This is a genomic window from Streptococcus salivarius (assembly GCF_000785515.1).
Classification (GTDB): domain Bacteria; phylum Bacillota; class Bacilli; order Lactobacillales; family Streptococcaceae; genus Streptococcus; species Streptococcus salivarius.
The window spans coordinates 1,940,061-1,960,163 of the sequence record NZ_CP009913.1 but is presented as its reverse complement, the minus strand read 5'-3'; the positions used below and the strand labels follow the sequence as shown (position 1 = coordinate 1,960,163).

The following is a 20,103-nucleotide window of genomic DNA, read 5'->3' as shown; positions in this document are numbered from 1 at the left end:
ACAGTCTCCGCAAAATAAGAGTTTTTCAATCAAAACCAATGCTCTCATCTATGCTATAATAAACCTATGACTAATCAGAAAAAATTACTCCTAATTGACGGTTCATCCGTTGCCTTTCGTGCCTTTTTCGCACTCTATAATCAAATTGACCGTTTTCGTAACAATAATGGCCTTCATACCAATGCTATTTACGGTTTCCACCTCATGTTGGACAACCTGCTTGAGCGAATCCAGCCGACTCATGTCTTGGTAGCTTTTGATGCTGGGAAAACAACTTTCCGTACAGAGATGTTTGCGGATTATAAGGCTGGTCGTGCCAAGACTCCAGAGGAATTCCGTGAGCAGTTTCCTTATATTCGTGAGATGTTGGCTGCACGTGGTATCGCCTATTATGACCTGGCTCAGTACGAGGCAGACGACATTATCGGTACCTTGGCTAAGATGGCTGAAAACACCAGTGAAGACTATCAAATCACGGTTGTCTCAGGGGATAAAGACTTGATTCAGCTGACTGACGAAAACACAGTCGTTGAGATTTCGAAGAAAGGTGTGGCTGAGTTTGAGGCCTTCACACCTGACTACCTCATGGAGAAAATGGGGATTACCCCAGCGCAATTCATCGACCTCAAGGCCCTCATGGGTGATAAGTCCGATAATATTCCAGGAGTTACTAAGATTGGTGAAAAGACTGGTCTTAAGCTCCTCTTGGAACACGGTTCCCTTGAAGGTATCTATGAGCATATTGATGAGATGAAGAAGTCCAAGATGAAGGAAAATCTCATCAACGACAAGGATCAAGCCTTCCTTTCTAAGACTTTGGCGACCATTGATACCCAGTCTCCTATTGAAATTGGCCTAGATGATACGGCCTTTACGGGACCTGACCTTGAAAAATTGGCGGCCTTCTATGACGAGATGGGCTTTGTTCAGTTCAAAAATGCCCTTGGTGGAGAGGCTGTGCCGCAGGATTTTGATGTGGCCTATACTGAGCCTAGCCAAGTGACAGCGGGTCACTTTAGTTCTGATGATTTCTTCTATTTTGAGATTCTTGGTGACAATTATCACACAGAACCTATCATCGGTTTTGCTTGGGGGAATGACAAGCAGATTTATGCGTCTACAGATACTGACCTACTCAAATCAGAGGCATTCCAGACAGCTCTTTCAAAAGCTGTTAATATCTACGATTTCAAGCGTAGTAAGGTCCTTTTGAGCCATCTAGGGATTGACTTGCCTACGGCTAATTTTGATGCCCGTCTGGCTAAGTATCTCCTCTCAACCGTTGAGGATAATGAATTGTCAACCATTGCCCGTCTCTATACGGACCTACCGTTGGAAACAGATGAAGTGGTCTATGGCAAGGGAGCTAAGCGTGCGGTTCCTGAAAAAGAGGTCTTACTTAGCCACCTGGCTAAAAAAGTCAAGGTCCTTCAGGTCGCTAAACCGGTCATGCTAGAAAAGTTGGCTGAACACGGTCAATCAGAGCTTCTCTTTGACATGGAGTTACCACTGGCAAATGTGCTAGCTAAGATGGAAATCGCTGGTATTAAGGTCAAGGGACAAACCCTTAACGAGATGGCAGTGGAAAACCAAGTGGTCATTGACAAATTGACCCAAGAAATCTACGAGATGGCGGGCGAGGAGTTCAATATTAACTCGCCTAAACAGTTGGGTGTTATCCTCTTTGAAAAGATGGGTCTACCTTTGGAATACACTAAGAAAACCAAGACAGGTTACTCAACAGCTGTGGATGTCCTTGAACGATTAGCACCAATTGCTCCAATCGTAGCTAAGATTTTGGAGTACCGCCAAATCACTAAGCTTCAGTCTACCTATGTCTTGGGGCTTCAGGATTATATCCTTGAGGATGGTAAAATCCATACCCGTTATGTGCAGGATCTAACTCAGACAGGACGTCTGTCATCAGTGGATCCCAACCTGCAAAATATCCCGGTTCGCCTGGAGCAAGGTCGTCTCATCCGTAAGGCCTTTGTCCCATCGACTGAGGATGCAGTGCTTTTAAGCTCGGATTACTCACAGATTGAGTTGCGCGTGCTTGCCCATATTTCGGGAGATGAGCATTTGATTGCAGCCTTTAAAGAGGGGGCAGATATCCATACCTCTACAGCCATGCGTGTCTTTGGTATTGAAAAGCCAGAGGATGTCACACCTAACGATCGTCGTAACGCCAAGGCTGTTAACTTCGGTATCGTTTATGGCATTTCTGACTTTGGTCTATCCAACAACTTAGGCATTAGCCGTAAGAAGGCCAAGGAGTATATCGATACTTACTTTGAACGTTATCCTGGTATCAAGGCCTATATGGATAATGTGGTTCGTGAGGCCAAGGATAAGGGCTATGTAGAAACCCTCTTCCACCGCCGTCGTGAGTTGCCAGATATCAATTCTCGTAACTTTAATGTTCGCAACTTCGCAGAGCGTACAGCTATCAACTCGCCTATCCAAGGAAGTGCTGCTGATATCCTCAAGATTGCTATGATTAACCTAGATAAGGCTCTGGTAGAAGGTGGCTATAAAACTAAGATGCTCCTACAGGTGCACGATGAAATCGTCCTTGAGGTGCCAAACGACGAACTTGTAGCGATGAAAGCCTTGGTCAAAGAAACCATGGAAGCTGCAGTCGAACTCGCTGTCCCTCTCATCGCAGATGAGAATGACGGCCGCACATGGTATGAGGCAAAGTAAAACATGAAAGAAAATTTTCCATTTACCTATTTTCTCTTGCGCTACATGCTAGGATTTCTGGCCGTTGTTCTAGCTATCGTAGCAGTGTTGGTGATTATCACCTACTTTATGACCAAGTAGAAATAGACAGATAAAAGCTGGACTGAGGTCCGGCTTTTTTGTCTATTGAAAACCACCAGATATGCTAGTGGTTCCGAAAAGTTTTTAACGATGTATCAAAAAAGTCCCCCTAAAGTGTTATATTAGATAGGGGTTCCCGACCAGTAGCTAATATACTAATGAGACTTGCTAGTCGGGTCAGCTAGCAAAGGTGGTGCTGAAGTGGAACTATTCGGTGGTTTTTTAAGCCTTGGCCGGTAGCAGAGGCTTTCATCCGAAGAGCAAGTTACAAGTTCTAATCTATGAACTTAGAAAGGAAGGAATAACTTAGAACAGCTCTCAAATAAATTTGGAATAAACATTTCTAATTTTAGTTATATAATTAAATTGATTAATCGTTAACCTTTATTTTATAATTAGATAAACAAATTTGAATTTCTGGAGTAGTAGTGCAATGAAAAAGGATAAATATAAGAATTTGATTTTCGCATATACGGTTTTATATACATTTGTAACGGTGCTAAACAGCATTTTGTATTTATATAACGGAATATATGAGGATCCGAGCGGAAACTGGCACGAAATAGACAGAGCAATCATAGTTTTAATAGGTGTAGTGGCATATGCTCTGGCTACAGAGCTGATTATAAAGCCTATGGTTCTAAGATATGCAGTTTCGTACATACCGACAGTTTTGCTTGCATTTTTTTATGTATGGTCTACGAGCTTTAGAGAAAATTTAGCTCAGTCCGCGTATATGGACATCTGGATAAATTTCACGTCTATGTTCGTTATATTTTGTATAGTCCATTTTATTGTGTACAAATGTAGAAAAAAGAAAGAGACAATGAAGTAAATTAATTCCAATTTATAGGATTGTATACGGCAAAGGTAGCAATTGAATATGGTAAAATTACTGATGGCTTTTTTAAAGCAGGACTTGTGCCAAAAGAAGTTGGTCCTGGTGGTGGAACATTAGCATTTTTACCCAAAGGAGTATCTTTGACTGGTTCTGTAATGTCATCGCCAAATGAGAAAGCCGATGATCAGTCAGATAAAAGTAAGGATCGTATCTGGGGTGGGCAGTCGCTTTATGGCACCACAGATGATAGTTATTTCTTCTACAAAGTAGACTAATAATTCCCAAGCTGAAACTTAAATGTTTTGGCTTTTTTGTTTTCTCTATAGTGACATTTATGTCACTATTTTTTATTGACCCTCTTACCTATAATAGAAGCATAACTGAGAACAGAGACAGGAGTTCTTACTAAAAAGGAGTGTCGTATTATGATTGAATTTTTGATGTCAAAAAATGTGACTTATTTGGAATTGTTTTATATCTTTCTGGGAGTAGTTCTTTCAAAGGTATACCTTGCTTTGCGTGGTCGGAAGCACAATAAACTTGATGCATAAGAAAAAGGGTAGCACTCAATGCTATCCTTTTTTGCTGTCTTTATAAGTTTTAATCATTTTCTTCTGTGGTGTGGCCATTGGGAACTGGTCGAAGTCCTCAGCCGCTACCCAGCATAGCTCCTTATCGGTAGTGAGTTTGTCGTCATTAACGCTACCTTCTACCATCTCGATGGTCCATTTTTGGTGGCTGAAGGTATGTTTTACAGGTGTAAAATAACTGCTCGTCCACTCTGGTTTGAGGGCATAATTTTCCTCAAAAATAGCCTTTTGAGAGACTGTCTCGAGAATACAATCGTCCTTTTCAAAAAGACTAAGTTGTTGACCAATAAAGTCCGTTTCCATGATAGGGAAGGACCAGAAACCACCTAGTAGACGTCCCTCGACATTTTTTTCGAGCAAAAACTCTCCCTTTTCATTTTTGATAATAAAAGCTTGAATTTGCATAGGTTTAGGCTTCTTCTTAGGTAATTTTATGGGGTATTTATCATAAGTTCCGTTGAGATAGGCTGCACAGAAAAAGCGAATTGGGCTTTCGTCTGGTCTCGGATTTTTAGCTGATTCGATATCAGTTCCAAGGTCCATAAGCGCCTGATTAAAGTCACCTGGACGGTCAGGGTCAATCAAAATGTCCATAATTGCTTGGAAAATCTTACGATTTTTGGCGTCTCCGATATCGTAGTTAACCTCAAAGAGACGAGCCATGACTCGCATAACATTACCATCAACAGCGGGTTCTGGGAGTCCAAAAGCGATGCTGGAAATAGCACCAGCAGTATAGGGTCCGATGCCCTTGAGTTTGGCAATGTTTTCATAAGTATCTGGAAACTGACCATTAAAGTCATCCATGATTTGTTGAGCAGCCTTTTGCATGTTTCGGACACGTGAATAGTAACCTAGCCCTTCCCAAGCTTTGAGAAGCTTCTCTTCTGTAGCTTCAGCCAAATCTTTAACTGTTGGGAACCAGTCTAAAAAGCGCTCGTAATAGGGAATGACAGTCTGAACCTGGGTTTGTTGTAGCATGATTTCACTAACCCAGATATAGTAGGGATTTTTAGTTCTACGCCACGGTAGGTCTCGTTTCTCTCGATCGTACCAGTCCAGGAGTGTACGACGAAAAGAGGCGATTTTCTCAGCATCCCACATGACAATGCCGTATTCTTTTAAATCTAACATATCTCTATTGTAGCAAAGAAATCTTTTTTCAAAAAATTATGCGTTTTTCTGTTAAAAAGATTGACAAAAGTAAGCGTTTACATTATACTAAGAGTGTAAAGAAGATAAGGATTCATCAAGGAGGTAAAAGCCATGGTGAGAGTCAATATTTCAAGGTATAAAAACGGAGACTAAGATCTCTAAACAAAACAGTAGGCAAAACAAATAACTTTACCAATCATCTCTGAGGAGCGTGACCGCATGACAGTAGGACGTTACAAGAACGGAGATTAATTCAGTCGCATAAAATAGCTACAAGGGAGTGATACCACCAGAAGTCGAAAGCTAAACTCAAATCTGTTAACTTAAGAAGAAGTGAGGTAAAGCTCATGAGAAATGTTAGTAGGTATAAAAATGGAGACACTTAGGTTGTTGCGTAAAATAGCCTAAGGAGTGATACCCATGCCACACGAAACGTAAATCCTATATTCTTAAGATGAACGAGGTGAGTTCATGAAAAATATCAGTAGGTATAAAAACGGCGATTAAAAATGTTGCATAAAATAGCTACAAGGGAGTGATACCACCAGAAATCGAAAGCTAAACTCAAGATTAACGTCAAAAAGTGAGGTAAAGCTCATGAGAAATGTTAGTAGGTATAAAAACGGAGACACTTAAGCTGTTGCGTAAAATAGCTTAAGGAGTGATACCGATGCCAAATGAGTAAACTATCGACAAAAGTTAAATGCTTAAATCTTGTAACAAAGTACCGAGGTGACGCTTATGTTGATGTTTGATGTAAGTCGTTATAAGAACGGCGACAAGTAAATCTCATTGAGTGGTCAATGGGGAGATAGGTCTCAAATCATACGAATCAGAGGTGATTACTATGATGATGAATTTAGGACGTTATAAAAATGGAGACACTTCAAGTTATTGCATAAAATAGCTTAGGGAGTGATACCAATGTAATAGAAAATTTACAATACAAAAAAGTTATTTGTAAGTTGATGGAGGTAATCTATGATTGCTAGGTATAAAAATGGTGACACACAATGACTCCTCCTTATGAAAATATTTTTTACAAAATTCCAAAAGGATGTTCTAATGACAATTGAAGAATCTTAAAAGCTCATTCTAGCGTGTAAGAATGAGCTTTTTGATATGTTGAATTTTGCTGAAAGGTACTTAATCCTTATTGTTTAACTGGACCTTTCGTAGGAGAGCCAGTCTTTTTTGTTCTTCGACTAGAGCCATAAAGATTTGGTATTGATTTTTAAGATGCGGCAGGAAGCTCTTAGGAATCTTGCTATCAAAGCTTAGGTTGTTCAGAAATATGGGGGCGCTATTGTCTCTATAGATTTGTCCTTGGAAGAAGTAGTTGTCGGTCACGATATCAATTGAGATACGTGATGAGCGCCATCGGCGTTTGCGCATGTACTTGGGTTTCCAACGAATCTTAAGTTGTCGGTCCTTGATATACCACCCCATGATTTCTATTCTAGCGGTCTGTTTTGTTTTGTCATCAAAGTAGGTTACTGGGACGCTTAAAACCTGCTGGCTTCTTGGCGAGGTTAAGAAGGGATGAAAATCAGGAATGAAGTCGTAGTCCTTGCTAGACACTTCCGATAGACCGTTTTCTTCTCGTATTTTGCCACGACTGGTGTACTTGAAAAAGTCAAAACTCTTACCTTGTCTTTCTAGTCGATTAGCCTCTAATTGATATCTTGTCACCTGATCACCGATATTTTTAGTCGTCTTGAGGTAACGCATGATTTCTTCATCCTTGTAGTAAAGAGCGACGAGATTTTTTAAACGCTGACTAGGGTCCAGAGAGTGTAACTTGTCTGGAAAAGACAAGATTTGTATGCTATGAACAGAGGCTAAAGGGACAGCAGCGATACCTGATAAGAGCTTGTCTTGTTCAAAGAGGGAGACGGTATCAAAATGACTGGTATGACCAAGCTGATGTCTTATGTCAACAACAAAGAGGTTATTGTCCTGTTTGAAAGTGATAATGTAGGTATCACTCGGATCTAAGTTTTTAAGGTTATATTCTAGGAAAGTAATAGGAGTATTGTAGTAGTGGTTAAAGGTTGGAAGTCCTAGTTTTTCTCCTAATTTCTTTTTATGATAAAGCATTCTCTTATTTTAGCATGAAGTTTGACCGGAGAAAAGATAACGCATAGGGCTTAACTTTTTTTCTGAGGGATTCAAATTTCTAACTCTTTACTTTTTCCTTGCATTATCCCTCAAACTTTGGTAGAATTATATCTTGTGAGTGCACCTCACTTACTCGTGGCGAAAGACCATGAGTCATTAGACCAAAAGAGGAGGAAAATATCAATGGCTAAATACGAAATTCTTTATATCATTCGTCCAAACATTGAAGAAGAAGCTAAAAACGCTTTGGTAGCACGTTTCGATTCTATCTTGACTGACAACGGTGCAACTGTTGTTGAATCAAAAGATTGGGAAAAACGTCGTCTTGCATACGAAATCCAAGATTTCCGTGAAGGACTTTACCACGTTGTTAACGTTGAAGCAAACGACGATGTAGCTCTTAACGAGTTCGACCGTCTTTCAAAAATCAACGGTGACATTCTTCGTCACATGATCGTTAAACTTGACGCGTAAGAAGGTAAATTATGATTAATAATGTCGTACTCGTTGGTCGCATGACCCGTGATGCGGAACTTCGTTATACACCAAGTAATGTTGCAGTTGCTACATTCAGTCTTGCAGTTAATCGTAACTTCAAGGGTGCTAATGGTGAACGTGAAACTGACTTTATTAACTGTGTTATCTGGCGCCAGCAAGCTGAAAATTTGGCTAACTGGGCTAAGAAAGGCGCATTGATTGGAATTACAGGTCGTATTCAGACTCGTAACTATGAAAATCAACAAGGTCAACGTGTATACGTAACTGAAGTTGTCGCTGATAATTTCCAAATGTTGGAAAGCCGTGCGGCACGTGAAGGTCACAGTGGTGGTTCTTACAACGCTGGAGGATTTGATAATTCAAATTCATTCGGTGGTGGAGCTTCAACTGGTGGTTCATTTGGTGGATCACAGCCTGCGCAATCTACACCAAACTTCGGTCGTGACGAGAGTCCATTTGGTAATTCAAACCCAATGGATATTTCAGATGACGATCTTCCATTCTAATAATGGACAAAACGAATTAAATATATAAAGGAGAAATAAACATGGCTCAACAACGTCGTGGCGGATTCAAACGCCGTAAAAAAGTTGATTACATCGCAGCTAACAAAATCGAATATGTTGATTACAAAGATACTGAGCTTCTTAGCCGTTTCGTTTCAGAACGTGGTAAAATTCTTCCACGTCGTGTAACAGGAACTTCAGCTAAAAACCAACGTAAAGTAACAACAGCGATTAAACGCGCTCGCGTTATGGCACTTATGCCTTACGTAAACGAAGACTAAAATAATGCCCTCGATTGAGGGTATTTTTTTCTGTCTTGATTTTGTAGATTTTAGACATTTCTAGGGCTAAATGGAGAGATTTAGTCTTATAGTTAAGCGTAAAGAAAAACCAACTGGTCTCTCATTTGTCTTGAGGAGCTAGTTGGTTGTTTTGTGGTATAAAGAGGGCGTTTTCTAAGAAATCATCAAATTTTTGGTCGTTAACGAGGATATCAACATTATTTTTGAAGACTTTGAAGCGATTGGATAACCAATGTGTTTTGATATCTGCCCAATTATTGAAGCGGCTCCACCTGTAAGGAAGTGTGGGGTCCTGTTTTTCAAAGACATAGATACTGCCATCTTTTTCATAAGCTATAGCCGTGTGGAAATTGCTGACATCACCAGGGCTATTTTGAAAGACAGAGAGGAGTTTAACCTTTTCTGGGAACTTGAGTCCAGCTTTTTTCCAAGCTTTAAGAAGATCATCTGTAGACTGATAGCTGATATTATCCCCAAAGAGGAGACTATAGAGAGCTTGATCCTTGGCAGTTAGCTCTTTGTGGCGTGACTTAAGATCTATAAATTCGTTTTGAAGGGGGAGGTCCAATTTGGTGAGGTCCTCTGAACTTGTAATAAGATCATGAAGAAGGAGGAATGATGTTCGTCGGCAGTTTAAGTCATTAGTAAAATGTGATTTGTTATCTTCGAAAGTTTTTTCATTAAGGAAGGTGACGAATTGATTTTGATCCTTGCCGATTTTACTTTTGGTCCAATTTTTGACAACTGGTTGGAGGTTTGTATTTTCCTGATTGTAACGACTAATATAAGGGGCTAGATTGTCCCAGTCTTTTGTCGGGATGCCCTTGCTTTTTAAGGCTTTTGCTAGTTGTTTTTCCTGAGTGGAAGACGTCACATTGTTAAAACTATAGTAAGCTTGATAGTTTTTCTGAGTATTCTTGTGGCCACAAGCCATAAGTAATAGGCAGCAAGCAATGATTAGTAGAGGGAATTTGATACGCATCTATTGGAATTCTTTCTTTTGTCTATTAACTTTAACATTTTAGTATAGAATAGCCAACTGTGTCAAGATTTCTGACGTAAAAAAGCACCCATAAGGGTACTTGAGGTTGAGATTGATTAAGATGCAGGTGCGTAAGTACTTTGGACGTTGTAATGACGTTTGAAGAAGTATTTGGCAACACCAGCAATGACACCAATGATAAGGATCACAATTGGTGAAAGACCAGGGTTGAGGTAGCTTGGAAGAAGGGCTGTAAGACTAAAGAGAGCAAACCATGCAATAAAAGAGAGTGTGATGACGGTCATGCTGAACCACCATTTTGGACGTTCTTCTTTTGGTTTGTTATTGTGACGGTAGATGTAGTGATAAGGGGTATACATAGCAAGGCCTCCAATGAATGACACTGAAAGAAGGGTTGTGAGACCGTAGCTAGTTTGTGTACCTGAGAAACCAAAGATTGCGTTCATGATAGCAACGATGGCTAGAAGGAAGAGTGAGGTATCAAGCCACATCTTCCAAGGTGTTTTATCTGTTTCTGGTACTTCTTTGTTAGGCTTATCAGTTTCAGGTTTTTGGTGTTTTTCAGGAGAGAAACTAGCAGCCCAAACAGTTGGAGCACCAAGGAGTCCACGTCCTGTAATTCCTTTTTTCTGATTTTCGATAAGTTCAGGAATGACATTGCCAAGAATGTCTTTGATTTCTTGGTCTGATTTACCATCTTTGATGAGTTGGTTAGTTGCGATGTGGATAAATTCTTGGTTTTTCTTGGTGAGTTTTTGGATGTCCATGAGATGACCTTTCGATAAATAGTATTATTTTTTTAGTTTTGAAGTTTAGGGAAAAGAAGAGGCTCTATGTTAGAACCATTTTTTCCTGATAAAGTAGATAACAACGCAGGATGACCCGAAAGCTGCGATGAAGAAGATGACCCAAAAGGCGTTATCTAAATCGTTTAGTGGCATAGAATTGTTTTTAAAGTTCATACCGTAGGCGGAGAAGATAACGGTTGGGATGTCCAGAGCCATAGTCATGAGAGCGAGTGTTTTCATGATAGTGTTCTGGTTATTGCCAATGATAGAGGCAGAGGTTTCAGCCATGGCATTCAAGACATTTTCATAGATGCCTGCCATCTCAATGGCCTGTTGGGTTTCGACCAGTGTATCTTCCAAGAGATCCTCGTCCTCGATATATTTTTTCAAGCTAGAGGCGTTACCTGTTAGCTTTTTAACAATTCGCTCATTCATCTTAAGTGAGGCTTTTAGATAGACAATGGATTTTTCCAATTCCATCATGTCAATCAAATGCTCGTTTTTAGTCGCATTTTCCAACTGAGCTTCCAATTTATCACTCTGACGGTCGATAGAACGTAGGGCGGTTAGGTAAAGTTGAGCATTGCGATAGAGAATCTGAAAGACAAAACGGGTCTTCATGAAGGTGTAGAAGTTACGTACACGATGGTTGAGGAAGTTATCCATGAGACTGATGTCCTCAAGACAGGTAGTAACAACCACCTCATCAGTAACGATGATACCCAATGGAATAGTGACGTAGTAGCTTTTGTTATTACGCTCTTCTTGGGTTGGGACGTCGACCAGAATCAGGGTGTAGTCATCTTCGACATCGATACGTGAAGTTTCTTCCACGTCCAGAGGGGCGCGGAGGTCTTGAATATCAATGTTAAACCGTTCTGCAACCTTCATGGCTTCTTCTTGGGAAGGGTTCACCAAATGAATCCAAGCACCAGGCTCGAATGTTTCAATTTCTTTGAATTCTTTTCCGGTGGATAAGAACATTTGTTTCAATGGGAACCCCTCCTTCGTCATTAAGTAAGCGCTGGCGTCTTGATTATAAAAGGATTTTTACAATCGCTTTTAAGTCCAATAAACACTGCTCTTAGCTTTTTTTAGTGCTGTCAAATGAGGCTTGGGATGATGTTCCTTGCCTTTTTTAGACACTCCACCATTATACTACATTTGAAACATTTTTGGGCTGGATAAATTGAAATTTTGTTATAATTATGAGAGAAAGTCGGGATGGATTTTCCATCCGTCTGTAGAAAGGAGCGGCAGTAGCTTTTGCGCTAGGGCCTCTTAAAAATATGCAAGATAAGTTAGTGATTCATGGAGCAAGAGCTCACAATTTAAAAAATATCGATGTGGAGATTCCGCGTGATAAACTGGTGGTGGTGACGGGTTTATCAGGTTCTGGGAAGTCTTCCTTGGCCTTTGATACCATCTATGCAGAGGGGCAACGTCGTTATGTTGAAAGTCTCTCGGCTTATGCCCGCCAGTTTTTGGGAAATATGGAGAAACCTGATGTGGACTCGATTGATGGTTTGAGTCCTGCCATCTCCATTGACCAGAAAACAACAAGCAAAAACCCTCGTTCGACGGTCGGAACGGCAACAGAGATTAATGACTATCTTCGTCTTCTTTATGCCCGTGTGGGTGTTCCTTATTGTCCTAATGGTCATGGGGCCATTCAGTCATCCTCTGTGGAACAGATTGTGGACGAGGTTCTAGCTCTTCCTGAGCGTACGCGTATGCAGATTTTAGCGCCGATTGTTCGTCGTAGAAAAGGGCAACACAAGGCCGTTTTTGAGCGTGTACAAAAGGACGGTTATGTTCGTGTTCGTGTAGATGGTGAGATTTACGATGTCACAGAAGTGCCAGAGTTGTCTAAGTCTAAAATGCATAATATAGAAGTAGTTGTAGACCGCTTGGTGAATAAGGATGGTATCCGTAGTCGTCTCTTTGATTCGGTGGAGGCGGCCCTACGTTTAGCAGATGGCTACTTGATTGTGGATACCATGGATGATAATGAACTGCTTTACTCAGAACATTATTCTTGTCCGGTTTGTGGCTTCACAGTGCCAGAGTTGGAGCCTCGTCTCTTTTCATTCAATGCGCCATTTGGCTCTTGTCCGACCTGTGATGGTTTGGGTAATAAACTGGAAGTTGATATGGATTTGGTTATCCCTGATGCTAGTAAGACCTTGCGTGAAGGTGCTCTGGCGCCTTGGAATCCTATTTCGTCCAACTATTATCCAGCTATGCTTGAGCAGGCTATGGAGCAGTTCGGCGTGGATATGGATACGCCATTTGAAGATCTTAAAAAAGAAGAACAAGATTTGATTCTCTACGGATCTGGGGATCGTGAATTCCATTTCCATTATGTTAATGATTTTGGTGGGGTGCGTGATATTGACATTCCTTTTGAAGGGGTTGTGACTAATATCAATCGTCGCTATCACGAGACCAATAGTGATTTCACTCGCAATGTCATGCGAGGTTATATGAATGAGCTGTCATGTCCAACTTGTCATGGCTATCGTCTTAACGAAGCAGCACTCTCAGTTCGTGTTGGTGGTGAGAATGGTCTCAATATTGGTCAAATCTCTGATTTGTCTATTTCAGATCATCTTAAGGAAATCGATAACCTTGAATTAGGTGAAAACGAGGGAGTGATCGCTCGTCCAATTGTTAAGGAAATCAAGGATCGCTTGACTTTCTTAAATAATGTAGGCCTTAATTATTTGACTCTCTCTCGTATGGCTGGAACCCTTTCAGGTGGTGAGAGTCAGCGTATCCGTTTGGCGACACAGATTGGCTCTAACCTTTCTGGAGTCCTATATGTGTTGGATGAGCCTTCTATTGGGCTTCATCAGCGTGACAATGATCGCTTGATTTCAAGTCTTAAAAAGATGCGTGACCTTGGCAATACCTTGATTGTGGTGGAGCATGATGAAGATACCATGCGTGAGGCTGACTGGCTTATCGATGTGGGACCTGGTGCTGGTGCCTTTGGTGGTCAAATCATGGCCTCTGGAACCCCAGAGGAAGTGGCTAAAAACAAGAAGTCAATTACTGGTCAGTACTTGTCAGGTGCCAAATCAATTCCTGTACCTACGGAACGTCGTGTAGGTAATGGTCGTTTTATCGAGGTTACAGGAGCTAGCGAAAATAACCTTAAGAATGTGTCTGTCAAGTTTCCGCTTGGAAAGTTGATTGCAGTCACAGGTGTTTCTGGTTCAGGAAAATCGACTTTGGTTAACGGGATTCTCAAGAAAAAAATTGCCCAAGAGCTCAATCGCAATAGTGAGAAACCTGGTAAACACAAATCAGTGACAGGCATTGAACATATCGAGCGTTTGATTGATATTGACCAAAGTCCAATTGGGCGTACACCTCGTTCTAATCCAGCGACTTATACAGGCGTTTTTGACGATATTCGTGATCTTTTTGCCCAAACCAATGAGGCCAAGATTCGAGGTTATAAGAAGGGGCGTTTCTCTTTCAATGTCAAGGGAGGCCGTTGTGAAGCCTGCTCTGGTGATGGTATTATCAAGATTGAGATGCATTTCTTGCCTGATGTTTATGTCCCTTGTGAGGTTTGTCATGGCACACGCTATAATTCTGAGACCCTAGAGGTTCGTTATAAAGGGAAAAATATCGCGGAGATTCTAGATATGACAGTTGATGACGCGGTTGACTTCTTTGCGGCTATTCCTAAGATTGCTCGTAAGGTGCAGACGATCAAGGATGTAGGGCTTGGGTATGTGACCTTGGGACAACCAGCAACAACCCTATCAGGTGGAGAAGCTCAACGTATGAAGTTGGCTAGTGAGTTGCACAAACGCTCTACTGGTAAGTCTTTCTACATTCTGGATGAACCGACGACGGGTCTCCATACAGATGACATTGCACGTCTTTTGAAGGTGCTTCAGCGTTTTGCGGATGATGGCAACACTGTTCTCGTGATTGAGCACAATCTGGATGTTATCAAGACCGCAGACCATATCATTGATTTGGGTCCTGAAGGCGGTGTCGGTGGAGGTACCATCGTAGCTACAGGGACTCCAGAAGAGGTGGCAGCTGTTCCAGAAAGCTACACAGGACAATATTTGAAAGAAAAATTGACATAAAGTAAAAAGACTCTTTGAGTCTTTTTTTTGCTTTAGGCTGGTTTAAGTTGAGCTTGCTATTCTATGGTTAAGAAAAAACATACAGGAGTCAGACTATGGTTAAAAAGCGTTTTTTTATAGGCTTTAATGGTATTCTTCTAGCCCTATTTCTAGATGTTTGTCTTTTGATTAGCATCCGTACAGTGGATCATCATGGCCATTTTCAATCAGTAACAGATAAATGGGAAACTTTGCTTTACGTTTTAGGACTTTATTTTAGTTTTCTCCTTTTTGAGGTTATTTTTTATCTTATTCTGAAACACCGTAGAAATAAACAAGTTTTGTAACAGGTCCTATAAAGGCCTGGATTTTTGTGTTCAGAGATAGTGACATTTATGTCACTATTTTTTTGAAAAGAGAGAACCTATAATGACCTTATAGCCAAACCCACTAGGTTACCAAGACAACTAGTTTTTGAATAGTCCAAGTGGTTATTGCTGTATTTATTTTTGACAAGAAAGGAGAAATAAGAATGCGAACTAAGGCATATGGCGAAGAGCTCACTGCTGAAACCTTAGAAAATGTCACAGGGGGTGATTTTGTATCTAGACCTCAAACCTTACCTGAACGATTGGGTTGGAACAGATGGTGGTTGAAAAGGAAATACCCTTATGGTGATTAGAAGTTACCATGAGTACCAAATATGGGAAAGAGTAATATGGATAAACAGAAAAATAATCTTATTAGAAGCTTAAGCATTGTTATCGTGATCGTCTGGCTATTTATTGTGATGATAAATGCTACTCTAAGTTTCACCGAAGGCGTTGCCTTTATTGACCATTGTCTCGTCTGGTCAACACTTTCGTTAGCTTTTTCTTTATTTGCCCTTAGGGTAGCGGGTAAGGACAAGGAGAAATGATTTTCTCTGTTGATTACTATAGTCTTAGGTTGAGTTTATATACTTAGCCTTTTCTTTTGTCTTTAATTCTATGGAATGGTGACATTTATGTCACTATTTTTTATCTTGTTAAGCTCTTATAATGAAGTTCATAGCTTGGACCTAGTTGTTAAAGTGCTAATTAAATAGAAAAAGGAGAGAAATATGGTAATTAATGTCATGGTACCCTTGCTTTTGTTAATGGGTAAAAGATAAGATGTCACACAGTAAACAAATAAGGAGAACACATGAAGAAAATACAATTTATTTTGATGGCGAGTTTTGTTTTAGGTACTTGCCAGTTAGCAGTGCTTAGTGGAGCAGCGGATGAGCCAGATGTTAAGGAATCTACAATCGAATTATCCAATAATTTTGTTGAGAATAGTCAGGTAGATAATGTACAGATTTCTTCCGAAACAACCTCCGAACAAGTGGTTGAGAAGGCTGAATCTAATAGTGAGACAAAGGAAAATTCACTTCTTCCATCATCACAGACAGGAGTGGCTGAGACAGAAGTGAGGTCCGAAGAGGTTTCGGTTGAAACTTATGAAAAGAATCTTGAAAACCTGAAGCCAGTCTCTTATAGTGATGTCACAAATATGTTGACTGAAGATGGCGGAGACCATATCCTTTATGTTGGCCGGCCAACCTGCTACTATTGTCGTCAAAATTCTCCAGTTTTGAAGGATTTCAATACCCTGATTGATGGTCAGCTTCTTTATTACAATACAGATTCGGATCAGTTAGACCGTGAATCTCGTAAAATACTATTTGATAAGCTAGGAATTCCAGGAACTCCAAGTGTAATTCGTCTCAAAAATGGTCAATTGATTTCTGGCTATCTTGGTAGTGCTCCGGATGCCCAAGCTATTTATCAGGCTGTTTTTAAGGAAGAAACTGAGAAAACGGAGACACCAGAGGGAACAGAGGTAGTAGAGAAGGCGGAAAATCCCTTACCTGAATCCCCCTCTGAAGATACTATCAAGGATGGTGGTGAGAATACAGTTAATCCTACAGACCTGTCTGTTACTAGCCTAATGTCTCAAATTAAGCAAGTTTTTAGGAATCTAACAGACCTGCTTATAAGTCTTTTAGGGAAATTTTTCTAACAGACTATTTTCTAAGTCGAGAAATAAAAAAATTTATCAAATATGATTTCATCGGACTTAATCTAAGGTCATTTCTTCGAGTATCATAAGCGATTGGGCTAGTTATTTAAACAAAGAAAGGTAAATACATGACAGTGCTAGCGGTGAAAGGCTTAACCTATAGTTTTGGAAAGCAAACTGTTTTGGATAATATCTCATTCACGTTAGAGAAGGGGGATATTGCTGGTTTGATTGGTAATAATGGTGCAGGGAAGACGACCCTGATGAAACTAGTATCAGGTATCTTGGCAGGACCCAAGGATATTATTGACTTAAAAACAAAAAGTGTAGGAGCCTTGATTGAAGCTCCAGCTCTATATCCTAACATGACTGTTGAAGCTAACCTTAAATTCTATTGTAAGTTGTACAGTAAGGATTACGCGTTGATTGACCGTTATAAGGACGAGTTGGAGGTGGCGGCCTATTTTAGACGCAAGGCTTCCAAATTGTCTTTGGGAATGAAGCAACGTGTGGGTTTGTTTATCGCCTTAATTGCTTCAGATGAACTCATCCTTCTTGATGAGCCTACAAATGGTCTGGATCCTAATGGAATCAACAGTCTCCTCACATTAATAAAAAAATTAGCTAAAAATCATGGCCTAACCTTTATTATCTCAAGTCATATTCTGTCTAATCTTGAACAGGTTTGTACGAAAAACTATTTGTTGAAGAATCATAAGCTGATTTACTTAGATGATAGTGATAATGTCAAATACAAGATTTATACTGAGGATTTAAGTTTGAAGTCATTGATGTCTCTGCTCAAATTAAATGGTCTATCTTTTGAACGACAAAATCATGACATCTTAGTCAAAGGATTAGCAGCTGTTAAGCAGGTTATGGATCGGGAGGGGATTCCTTTTACTTATGAAAAAGAAGGATTAAGTGAGGTGCTATTCAATGAAAAGTAAATTGAGAACGGTATTTTTAAAGCAGGAATGTGTGACAAGGAGTGTCTTTATTTGTCTTGGATTGGTAGCCTTGATTGGTGCAATTGTAATCTTATGTGATGGCTATAAGGGAGATTACCTTGGGCCATCAGCGATTGTTGCCAGTTATTCCTTTATCGTGGATATCGTCTTTGCTTATCTAGCAGTATCTAGTCTTGGACGAGAATTTCAGAATCGAACAATTAATATGATTCGGGTGTCTTCCTTATCTGGACGCGAGGTTATTCTTCGAAAACTCTTAAGTTTCCTTGTGTTGTCTATAGTTGCTGCTACTATTTTGGTTTTGGAGTTGGTCTTCTACAAGTATTCTGTGCAACATGTAGATTTTCCTTTGTGGGATTATATTAGAAACATCTATATTGATTTCCTACTCTATGGAGCCTTTATTTATATGGTTTCCTCTTTGCTTGTCTTGTTTGTAAAAAATACCTTGACAGCCTTTGTAACGGCCTATTTTGGAGTGACAGGAATGACTTTCTTTACGCTCTATTTGGCTAGTTTAGGGGATACCATGACTAAGCTGATGACTTATGTGCCATTTAGCTTTATGCGAGCAGTCTTTACTAGCGGTCAACAGTTCTTCAGTCTTCGCGAAGCCCTTGTTTTGTTTGCTTGGACTTTGGTTTTGCTCCTCTTTGCGCCAACTATCTACGAAAAGCGAGCCTTTGTGTAATGCTAATAAAGTCAGAGTTTCATCTGACTTTTTCTTTATGACATCAAAAAAACTATCTAAAATGCCAATTTAATCCTTTAAAGTCTGAAAATTTGGTATAATTAACCTAAAATACCAAAGGAGTAATTCATAATGCAACGTAGACTTGAACGATTTGATGCTAAACTTGCCCAATCAGGCCTTGATGCCTTGTTGGTGACAGGACAAAAAAATATCTATTATTTAACAGATTTCTGGGGGACAAATGCGACTGTCTTCATTACTAAGAATCGTCGCCTCTTCTTAACGGATTCACGTTATACCCTCATTGCCAAACAATCTGTGCATGGCTTTGATATTATTGAAACTAAGGATCCACTTAAGGATATTGTTAAAATTATCGAGTCTGATAAACTTGAAACTATCGGTTTCGATAATCAGGTGTCATTTGCTTACTACCAAGGTCTTCAAGCGATTTTTGAAGGCTACACTTTGTCACCACAAAGCAATTTCATGGAAGAGTTGCGTATGATCAAGGACGAAAAAGAATTGGCAACTATCCGTAAGGCTTGTTCTATCTCAGACCGTGCCTTTACAGATGTGCTTGATTTCATTAAACCAGGTCAAACAACAGAGCTACAAGTGGCAAACTTCCTAGATTTCCGTATGCGCGAGTACGGAGCTTCAGGGATTTCCTTTGAGTCTATCATTGCTTCAGGTTACCGTTCAGCTATGCCTCACGGGGTTGCTTCAGAAAAGGTTATTCAATCTGGTGAGACCCTGACTATGGACTTTGGATGCTACTACAACCACTACGTTAGCGATATGACTCGTACTATCCATATTGGTGACACTACTGATGAGGAGCGTGAAATTTATGATATCGTTTTACGTTCTAACCAGGCCTTGATTGATGCGGCTAAGGCTGGCATGACACGTCGTGACTATGATAAGGTTGCGCGTGATGTTATTGTCGAAGCGGGGTACGGTGATTACTTTACACATGGTATCGGACATGGTATCGGTCTTGACATTCACGAGATTCCTTACTTTGGTAATTCTGATGAAACCATCGAAGCTGGTATGGTCTTGACAGACGAGCCAGGTGTTTATTTGGCTGATAAATATGGTGTTCGTATCGAAGACGACATCATTATCACAGAAAATGGTTGTGAATTGATTACCCTTGCGCCTAAGGAATTGATTGTTCTCTAAGATTTGGAGGAATACTTTATGCCAAACCGTTTATCTTGGCAAGATTATTTTATGGCTAATGCAGAGCTGATTTCTAAGCGTTCTACGTGTGATCGTGCCTTTGTTGGGGCTGTTTTAGTCAAGGACAAGCGTATTATCGCTACAGGTTATAATGGCGGGGTTTCTGAGACTGATAACTGTAACGAAGTAGGTCACTACATGGAAGATGGTCATTGTATTCGTACGGTACACGCAGAGATGAATGCCCTTATCCAATGTGCCAAAGAGGGGATTTCTACCAAAAATACAGAGATTTATGTGACTCATTTTCCTTGTATCAACTGTACCAAAGCCCTCTTGCAAGCTGGTATCGTAAAGATTACTTACAAGGCCAATTATAGACCGCACCCATTTGCGATTGAGTTGATGGAACAAAAGGGTGTTTCTTATTTGCAACATGATGTTCCAGAGGTTCACTTAGGAATGGATGACTAGTTT

20 protein-coding genes are annotated in these 20,103 nt (G+C 40.2%); 15 read left to right on the top strand and 5 right to left on the bottom strand.

Annotated features, from left to right (window positions below):
* Window positions 1-66: 66 nt before the first annotated feature.
* The 3 genes from polA (at window position 67) to SSAL8618_RS08990 (ending at window position 3,942) form a co-directional block, all read left to right on the top strand.
* Complete coding sequence (polA, locus tag SSAL8618_RS09000; RefSeq protein ID WP_038676779.1) at window positions 67-2,706, top strand: DNA polymerase I; 2,640 nt, start codon at window positions 67-69, stop codon at window positions 2,704-2,706.
* Between the two features lie 553 nt (window positions 2,707-3,259).
* On the top strand, window positions 3,260-3,661 hold the full coding sequence (locus SSAL8618_RS10940; RefSeq protein WP_038676777.1) for a DUF6608 family protein: 402 nt from the start codon (window positions 3,260-3,262) through the stop codon (window positions 3,659-3,661).
* Window positions 3,662-3,681: 20 nt separating this feature from the next.
* Window positions 3,682-3,942, top strand: coding sequence for a hypothetical protein (locus SSAL8618_RS08990; RefSeq protein ID WP_002884687.1), 261 nt, complete (start codon window positions 3,682-3,684; stop codon window positions 3,940-3,942).
* A 297-nt stretch (window positions 3,943-4,239) separates the two neighbouring features.
* Here the strand turns inward: SSAL8618_RS08990 and mutY are convergent, their stop codons facing one another.
* Complete coding sequence (gene mutY / locus SSAL8618_RS08985) at window positions 4,240-5,391, bottom strand: A/G-specific adenine glycosylase (protein ID WP_038676775.1); 1,152 nt, start codon at window positions 5,389-5,391, stop codon at window positions 4,240-4,242.
* Window positions 5,392-6,558: 1,167 nt separating this feature from the next.
* Complete coding sequence (locus SSAL8618_RS08980; protein ID WP_038676773.1) at window positions 6,559-7,512, bottom strand: hypothetical protein; 954 nt, start codon at window positions 7,510-7,512, stop codon at window positions 6,559-6,561.
* Between the two features lie 204 nt (window positions 7,513-7,716).
* Here SSAL8618_RS08980 and rpsF point away from each other — a divergent pair, with 204 nt between their 5' ends.
* Genes rpsF through rpsR form a run of 3 tightly spaced genes read left to right on the top strand, consistent with a single transcriptional unit; the run spans window position 7,717 to window position 8,818 of the window.
* The gene (rpsF, locus tag SSAL8618_RS08975) at window positions 7,717-8,007 is read left to right on the top strand and encodes a 30S ribosomal protein S6 (protein ID WP_038676771.1); all 291 of its coding nucleotides are present in this window, start codon (window positions 7,717-7,719) and stop codon (window positions 8,005-8,007) included.
* Between the two features lie 11 nt (window positions 8,008-8,018).
* Complete coding sequence (locus tag SSAL8618_RS08970) at window positions 8,019-8,537, top strand: single-stranded DNA-binding protein (RefSeq protein WP_002891844.1); 519 nt, start codon at window positions 8,019-8,021, stop codon at window positions 8,535-8,537.
* 41 nt (window positions 8,538-8,578) lie between these two features.
* Window positions 8,579-8,818, top strand: a complete 240-nt coding sequence (rpsR, locus tag SSAL8618_RS08965) for a 30S ribosomal protein S18 (RefSeq protein ID WP_000068665.1) — start codon at window positions 8,579-8,581, stop codon at window positions 8,816-8,818.
* Between the two features lie 121 nt (window positions 8,819-8,939).
* On the opposite strand, the gene SSAL8618_RS08960 is transcribed toward rpsR, so the two are convergent.
* From SSAL8618_RS08960 to SSAL8618_RS08950, 3 genes are all read right to left on the bottom strand, one after another.
* The gene (locus tag SSAL8618_RS08960; RefSeq protein WP_038676767.1) at window positions 8,940-9,821 is read right to left on the bottom strand and encodes a DUF4300 family protein; all 882 of its coding nucleotides are present in this window, start codon (window positions 9,819-9,821) and stop codon (window positions 8,940-8,942) included.
* A gap of 116 nt (window positions 9,822-9,937) precedes the next feature.
* Entirely contained in the window at window positions 9,938-10,609 is a 672-nt protein-coding gene (locus SSAL8618_RS08955; protein ID WP_002884401.1) for a DUF1129 domain-containing protein, read from the bottom strand.
* Between the two features lie 69 nt (window positions 10,610-10,678).
* Entirely contained in the window at window positions 10,679-11,623 is a 945-nt protein-coding gene (locus SSAL8618_RS08950) for a magnesium transporter CorA family protein (protein WP_037611177.1), read from the bottom strand.
* 296 nt (window positions 11,624-11,919) lie between these two features.
* Between SSAL8618_RS08950 and uvrA the strand changes: the two genes are divergently transcribed.
* The 9 genes from uvrA to SSAL8618_RS08910 all read left to right on the top strand — a co-directional run bounded on the left by uvrA (window position 11,920) and on the right by SSAL8618_RS08910 (window position 20,100).
* Window positions 11,920-14,745, top strand: coding sequence for an excinuclease ABC subunit UvrA (gene uvrA / locus SSAL8618_RS08945; protein WP_038676765.1), 2,826 nt, complete (start codon window positions 11,920-11,922; stop codon window positions 14,743-14,745).
* Between the two features lie 95 nt (window positions 14,746-14,840).
* Entirely contained in the window at window positions 14,841-15,071 is a 231-nt protein-coding gene (locus SSAL8618_RS08940; RefSeq protein ID WP_038676763.1) for a DUF3923 family protein, read from the top strand.
* 185 nt (window positions 15,072-15,256) lie between these two features.
* Entirely contained in the window at window positions 15,257-15,406 is a 150-nt protein-coding gene (locus SSAL8618_RS10660) for a hypothetical protein (protein WP_162837454.1), read from the top strand.
* A 36-nt stretch (window positions 15,407-15,442) separates the two neighbouring features.
* On the top strand, window positions 15,443-15,643 hold the full coding sequence (locus SSAL8618_RS08935; protein ID WP_004183464.1) for a hypothetical protein: 201 nt from the start codon (window positions 15,443-15,445) through the stop codon (window positions 15,641-15,643).
* A gap of 266 nt (window positions 15,644-15,909) precedes the next feature.
* Complete coding sequence (locus SSAL8618_RS08930; RefSeq protein WP_038676761.1) at window positions 15,910-16,770, top strand: thioredoxin family protein; 861 nt, start codon at window positions 15,910-15,912, stop codon at window positions 16,768-16,770.
* 128 nt (window positions 16,771-16,898) lie between these two features.
* Window positions 16,899-17,720, top strand: a complete 822-nt coding sequence (locus tag SSAL8618_RS10715; protein WP_038676759.1) for an ABC transporter ATP-binding protein — start codon at window positions 16,899-16,901, stop codon at window positions 17,718-17,720.
* Window positions 17,710-18,432: a hypothetical protein gene (locus tag SSAL8618_RS08920; protein ID WP_223896458.1), complete on the top strand. Its 723-nt coding sequence runs from the start codon at window positions 17,710-17,712 to the stop codon at window positions 18,430-18,432. The genes SSAL8618_RS10715 and SSAL8618_RS08920 overlap by 11 nt, the downstream gene beginning before the upstream one ends.
* A 132-nt stretch (window positions 18,433-18,564) precedes the next feature.
* Window positions 18,565-19,626, top strand: a complete 1,062-nt coding sequence (locus SSAL8618_RS08915; protein ID WP_022496297.1) for a M24 family metallopeptidase — start codon at window positions 18,565-18,567, stop codon at window positions 19,624-19,626.
* Window positions 19,627-19,644: 18 nt separating this feature from the next.
* A complete protein-coding gene (locus SSAL8618_RS08910) occupies window positions 19,645-20,100 on the top strand; it encodes a deoxycytidylate deaminase (protein ID WP_002884736.1) in 456 nt (151 codons plus the stop codon).
* Window positions 20,101-20,103: the final 3 nt, after the last annotated feature.

Bases quoted from the DNA above. Each gene is read 5' to 3' on its own strand.
- polA (WP_038676779.1), top strand. From the start codon at position 67: ATGACTAATCAGAAAAAATTACTCCTAATTGACGGTTCATCCGTTGCC.
- SSAL8618_RS10940 (WP_038676777.1), top strand. From the start codon at position 3,260: ATGAAAAAGGATAAATATAAGAATTTGATTTTCGCATATACGGTTTTA.
- mutY (WP_038676775.1), bottom strand. From the start codon at position 5,391: ATGTTAGATTTAAAAGAATACGGCATTGTCATGTGGGATGCTGAGAAA.
- SSAL8618_RS08980 (WP_038676773.1), bottom strand. From the start codon at position 7,512: ATGCTTTATCATAAAAAGAAATTAGGAGAAAAACTAGGACTTCCAACC.
- rpsF (WP_038676771.1), top strand. From the start codon at position 7,717: ATGGCTAAATACGAAATTCTTTATATCATTCGTCCAAACATTGAAGAA.
- SSAL8618_RS08970 (WP_002891844.1), top strand. From the start codon at position 8,019: ATGATTAATAATGTCGTACTCGTTGGTCGCATGACCCGTGATGCGGAA.
- rpsR (WP_000068665.1), top strand. From the start codon at position 8,579: ATGGCTCAACAACGTCGTGGCGGATTCAAACGCCGTAAAAAAGTTGAT.
- SSAL8618_RS08960 (WP_038676767.1), bottom strand. From the start codon at position 9,821: ATGCGTATCAAATTCCCTCTACTAATCATTGCTTGCTGCCTATTACTT.
- SSAL8618_RS08955 (WP_002884401.1), bottom strand. From the start codon at position 10,609: ATGGACATCCAAAAACTCACCAAGAAAAACCAAGAATTTATCCACATC.
- uvrA (WP_038676765.1), top strand. From the start codon at position 11,920: ATGCAAGATAAGTTAGTGATTCATGGAGCAAGAGCTCACAATTTAAAA.
- SSAL8618_RS08940 (WP_038676763.1), top strand. From the start codon at position 14,841: ATGGTTAAAAAGCGTTTTTTTATAGGCTTTAATGGTATTCTTCTAGCC.
- SSAL8618_RS10660 (WP_162837454.1), top strand. From the start codon at position 15,257: ATGCGAACTAAGGCATATGGCGAAGAGCTCACTGCTGAAACCTTAGAA.
- SSAL8618_RS08935 (WP_004183464.1), top strand. From the start codon at position 15,443: ATGGATAAACAGAAAAATAATCTTATTAGAAGCTTAAGCATTGTTATC.
- SSAL8618_RS08930 (WP_038676761.1), top strand. From the start codon at position 15,910: ATGAAGAAAATACAATTTATTTTGATGGCGAGTTTTGTTTTAGGTACT.
- SSAL8618_RS10715 (WP_038676759.1), top strand. From the start codon at position 16,899: ATGACAGTGCTAGCGGTGAAAGGCTTAACCTATAGTTTTGGAAAGCAA.
- SSAL8618_RS08920 (WP_223896458.1), top strand. From the start codon at position 17,710: ATGAAAAGTAAATTGAGAACGGTATTTTTAAAGCAGGAATGTGTGACA.
- SSAL8618_RS08915 (WP_022496297.1), top strand. From the start codon at position 18,565: ATGCAACGTAGACTTGAACGATTTGATGCTAAACTTGCCCAATCAGGC.
- SSAL8618_RS08910 (WP_002884736.1), top strand. From the start codon at position 19,645: ATGCCAAACCGTTTATCTTGGCAAGATTATTTTATGGCTAATGCAGAG.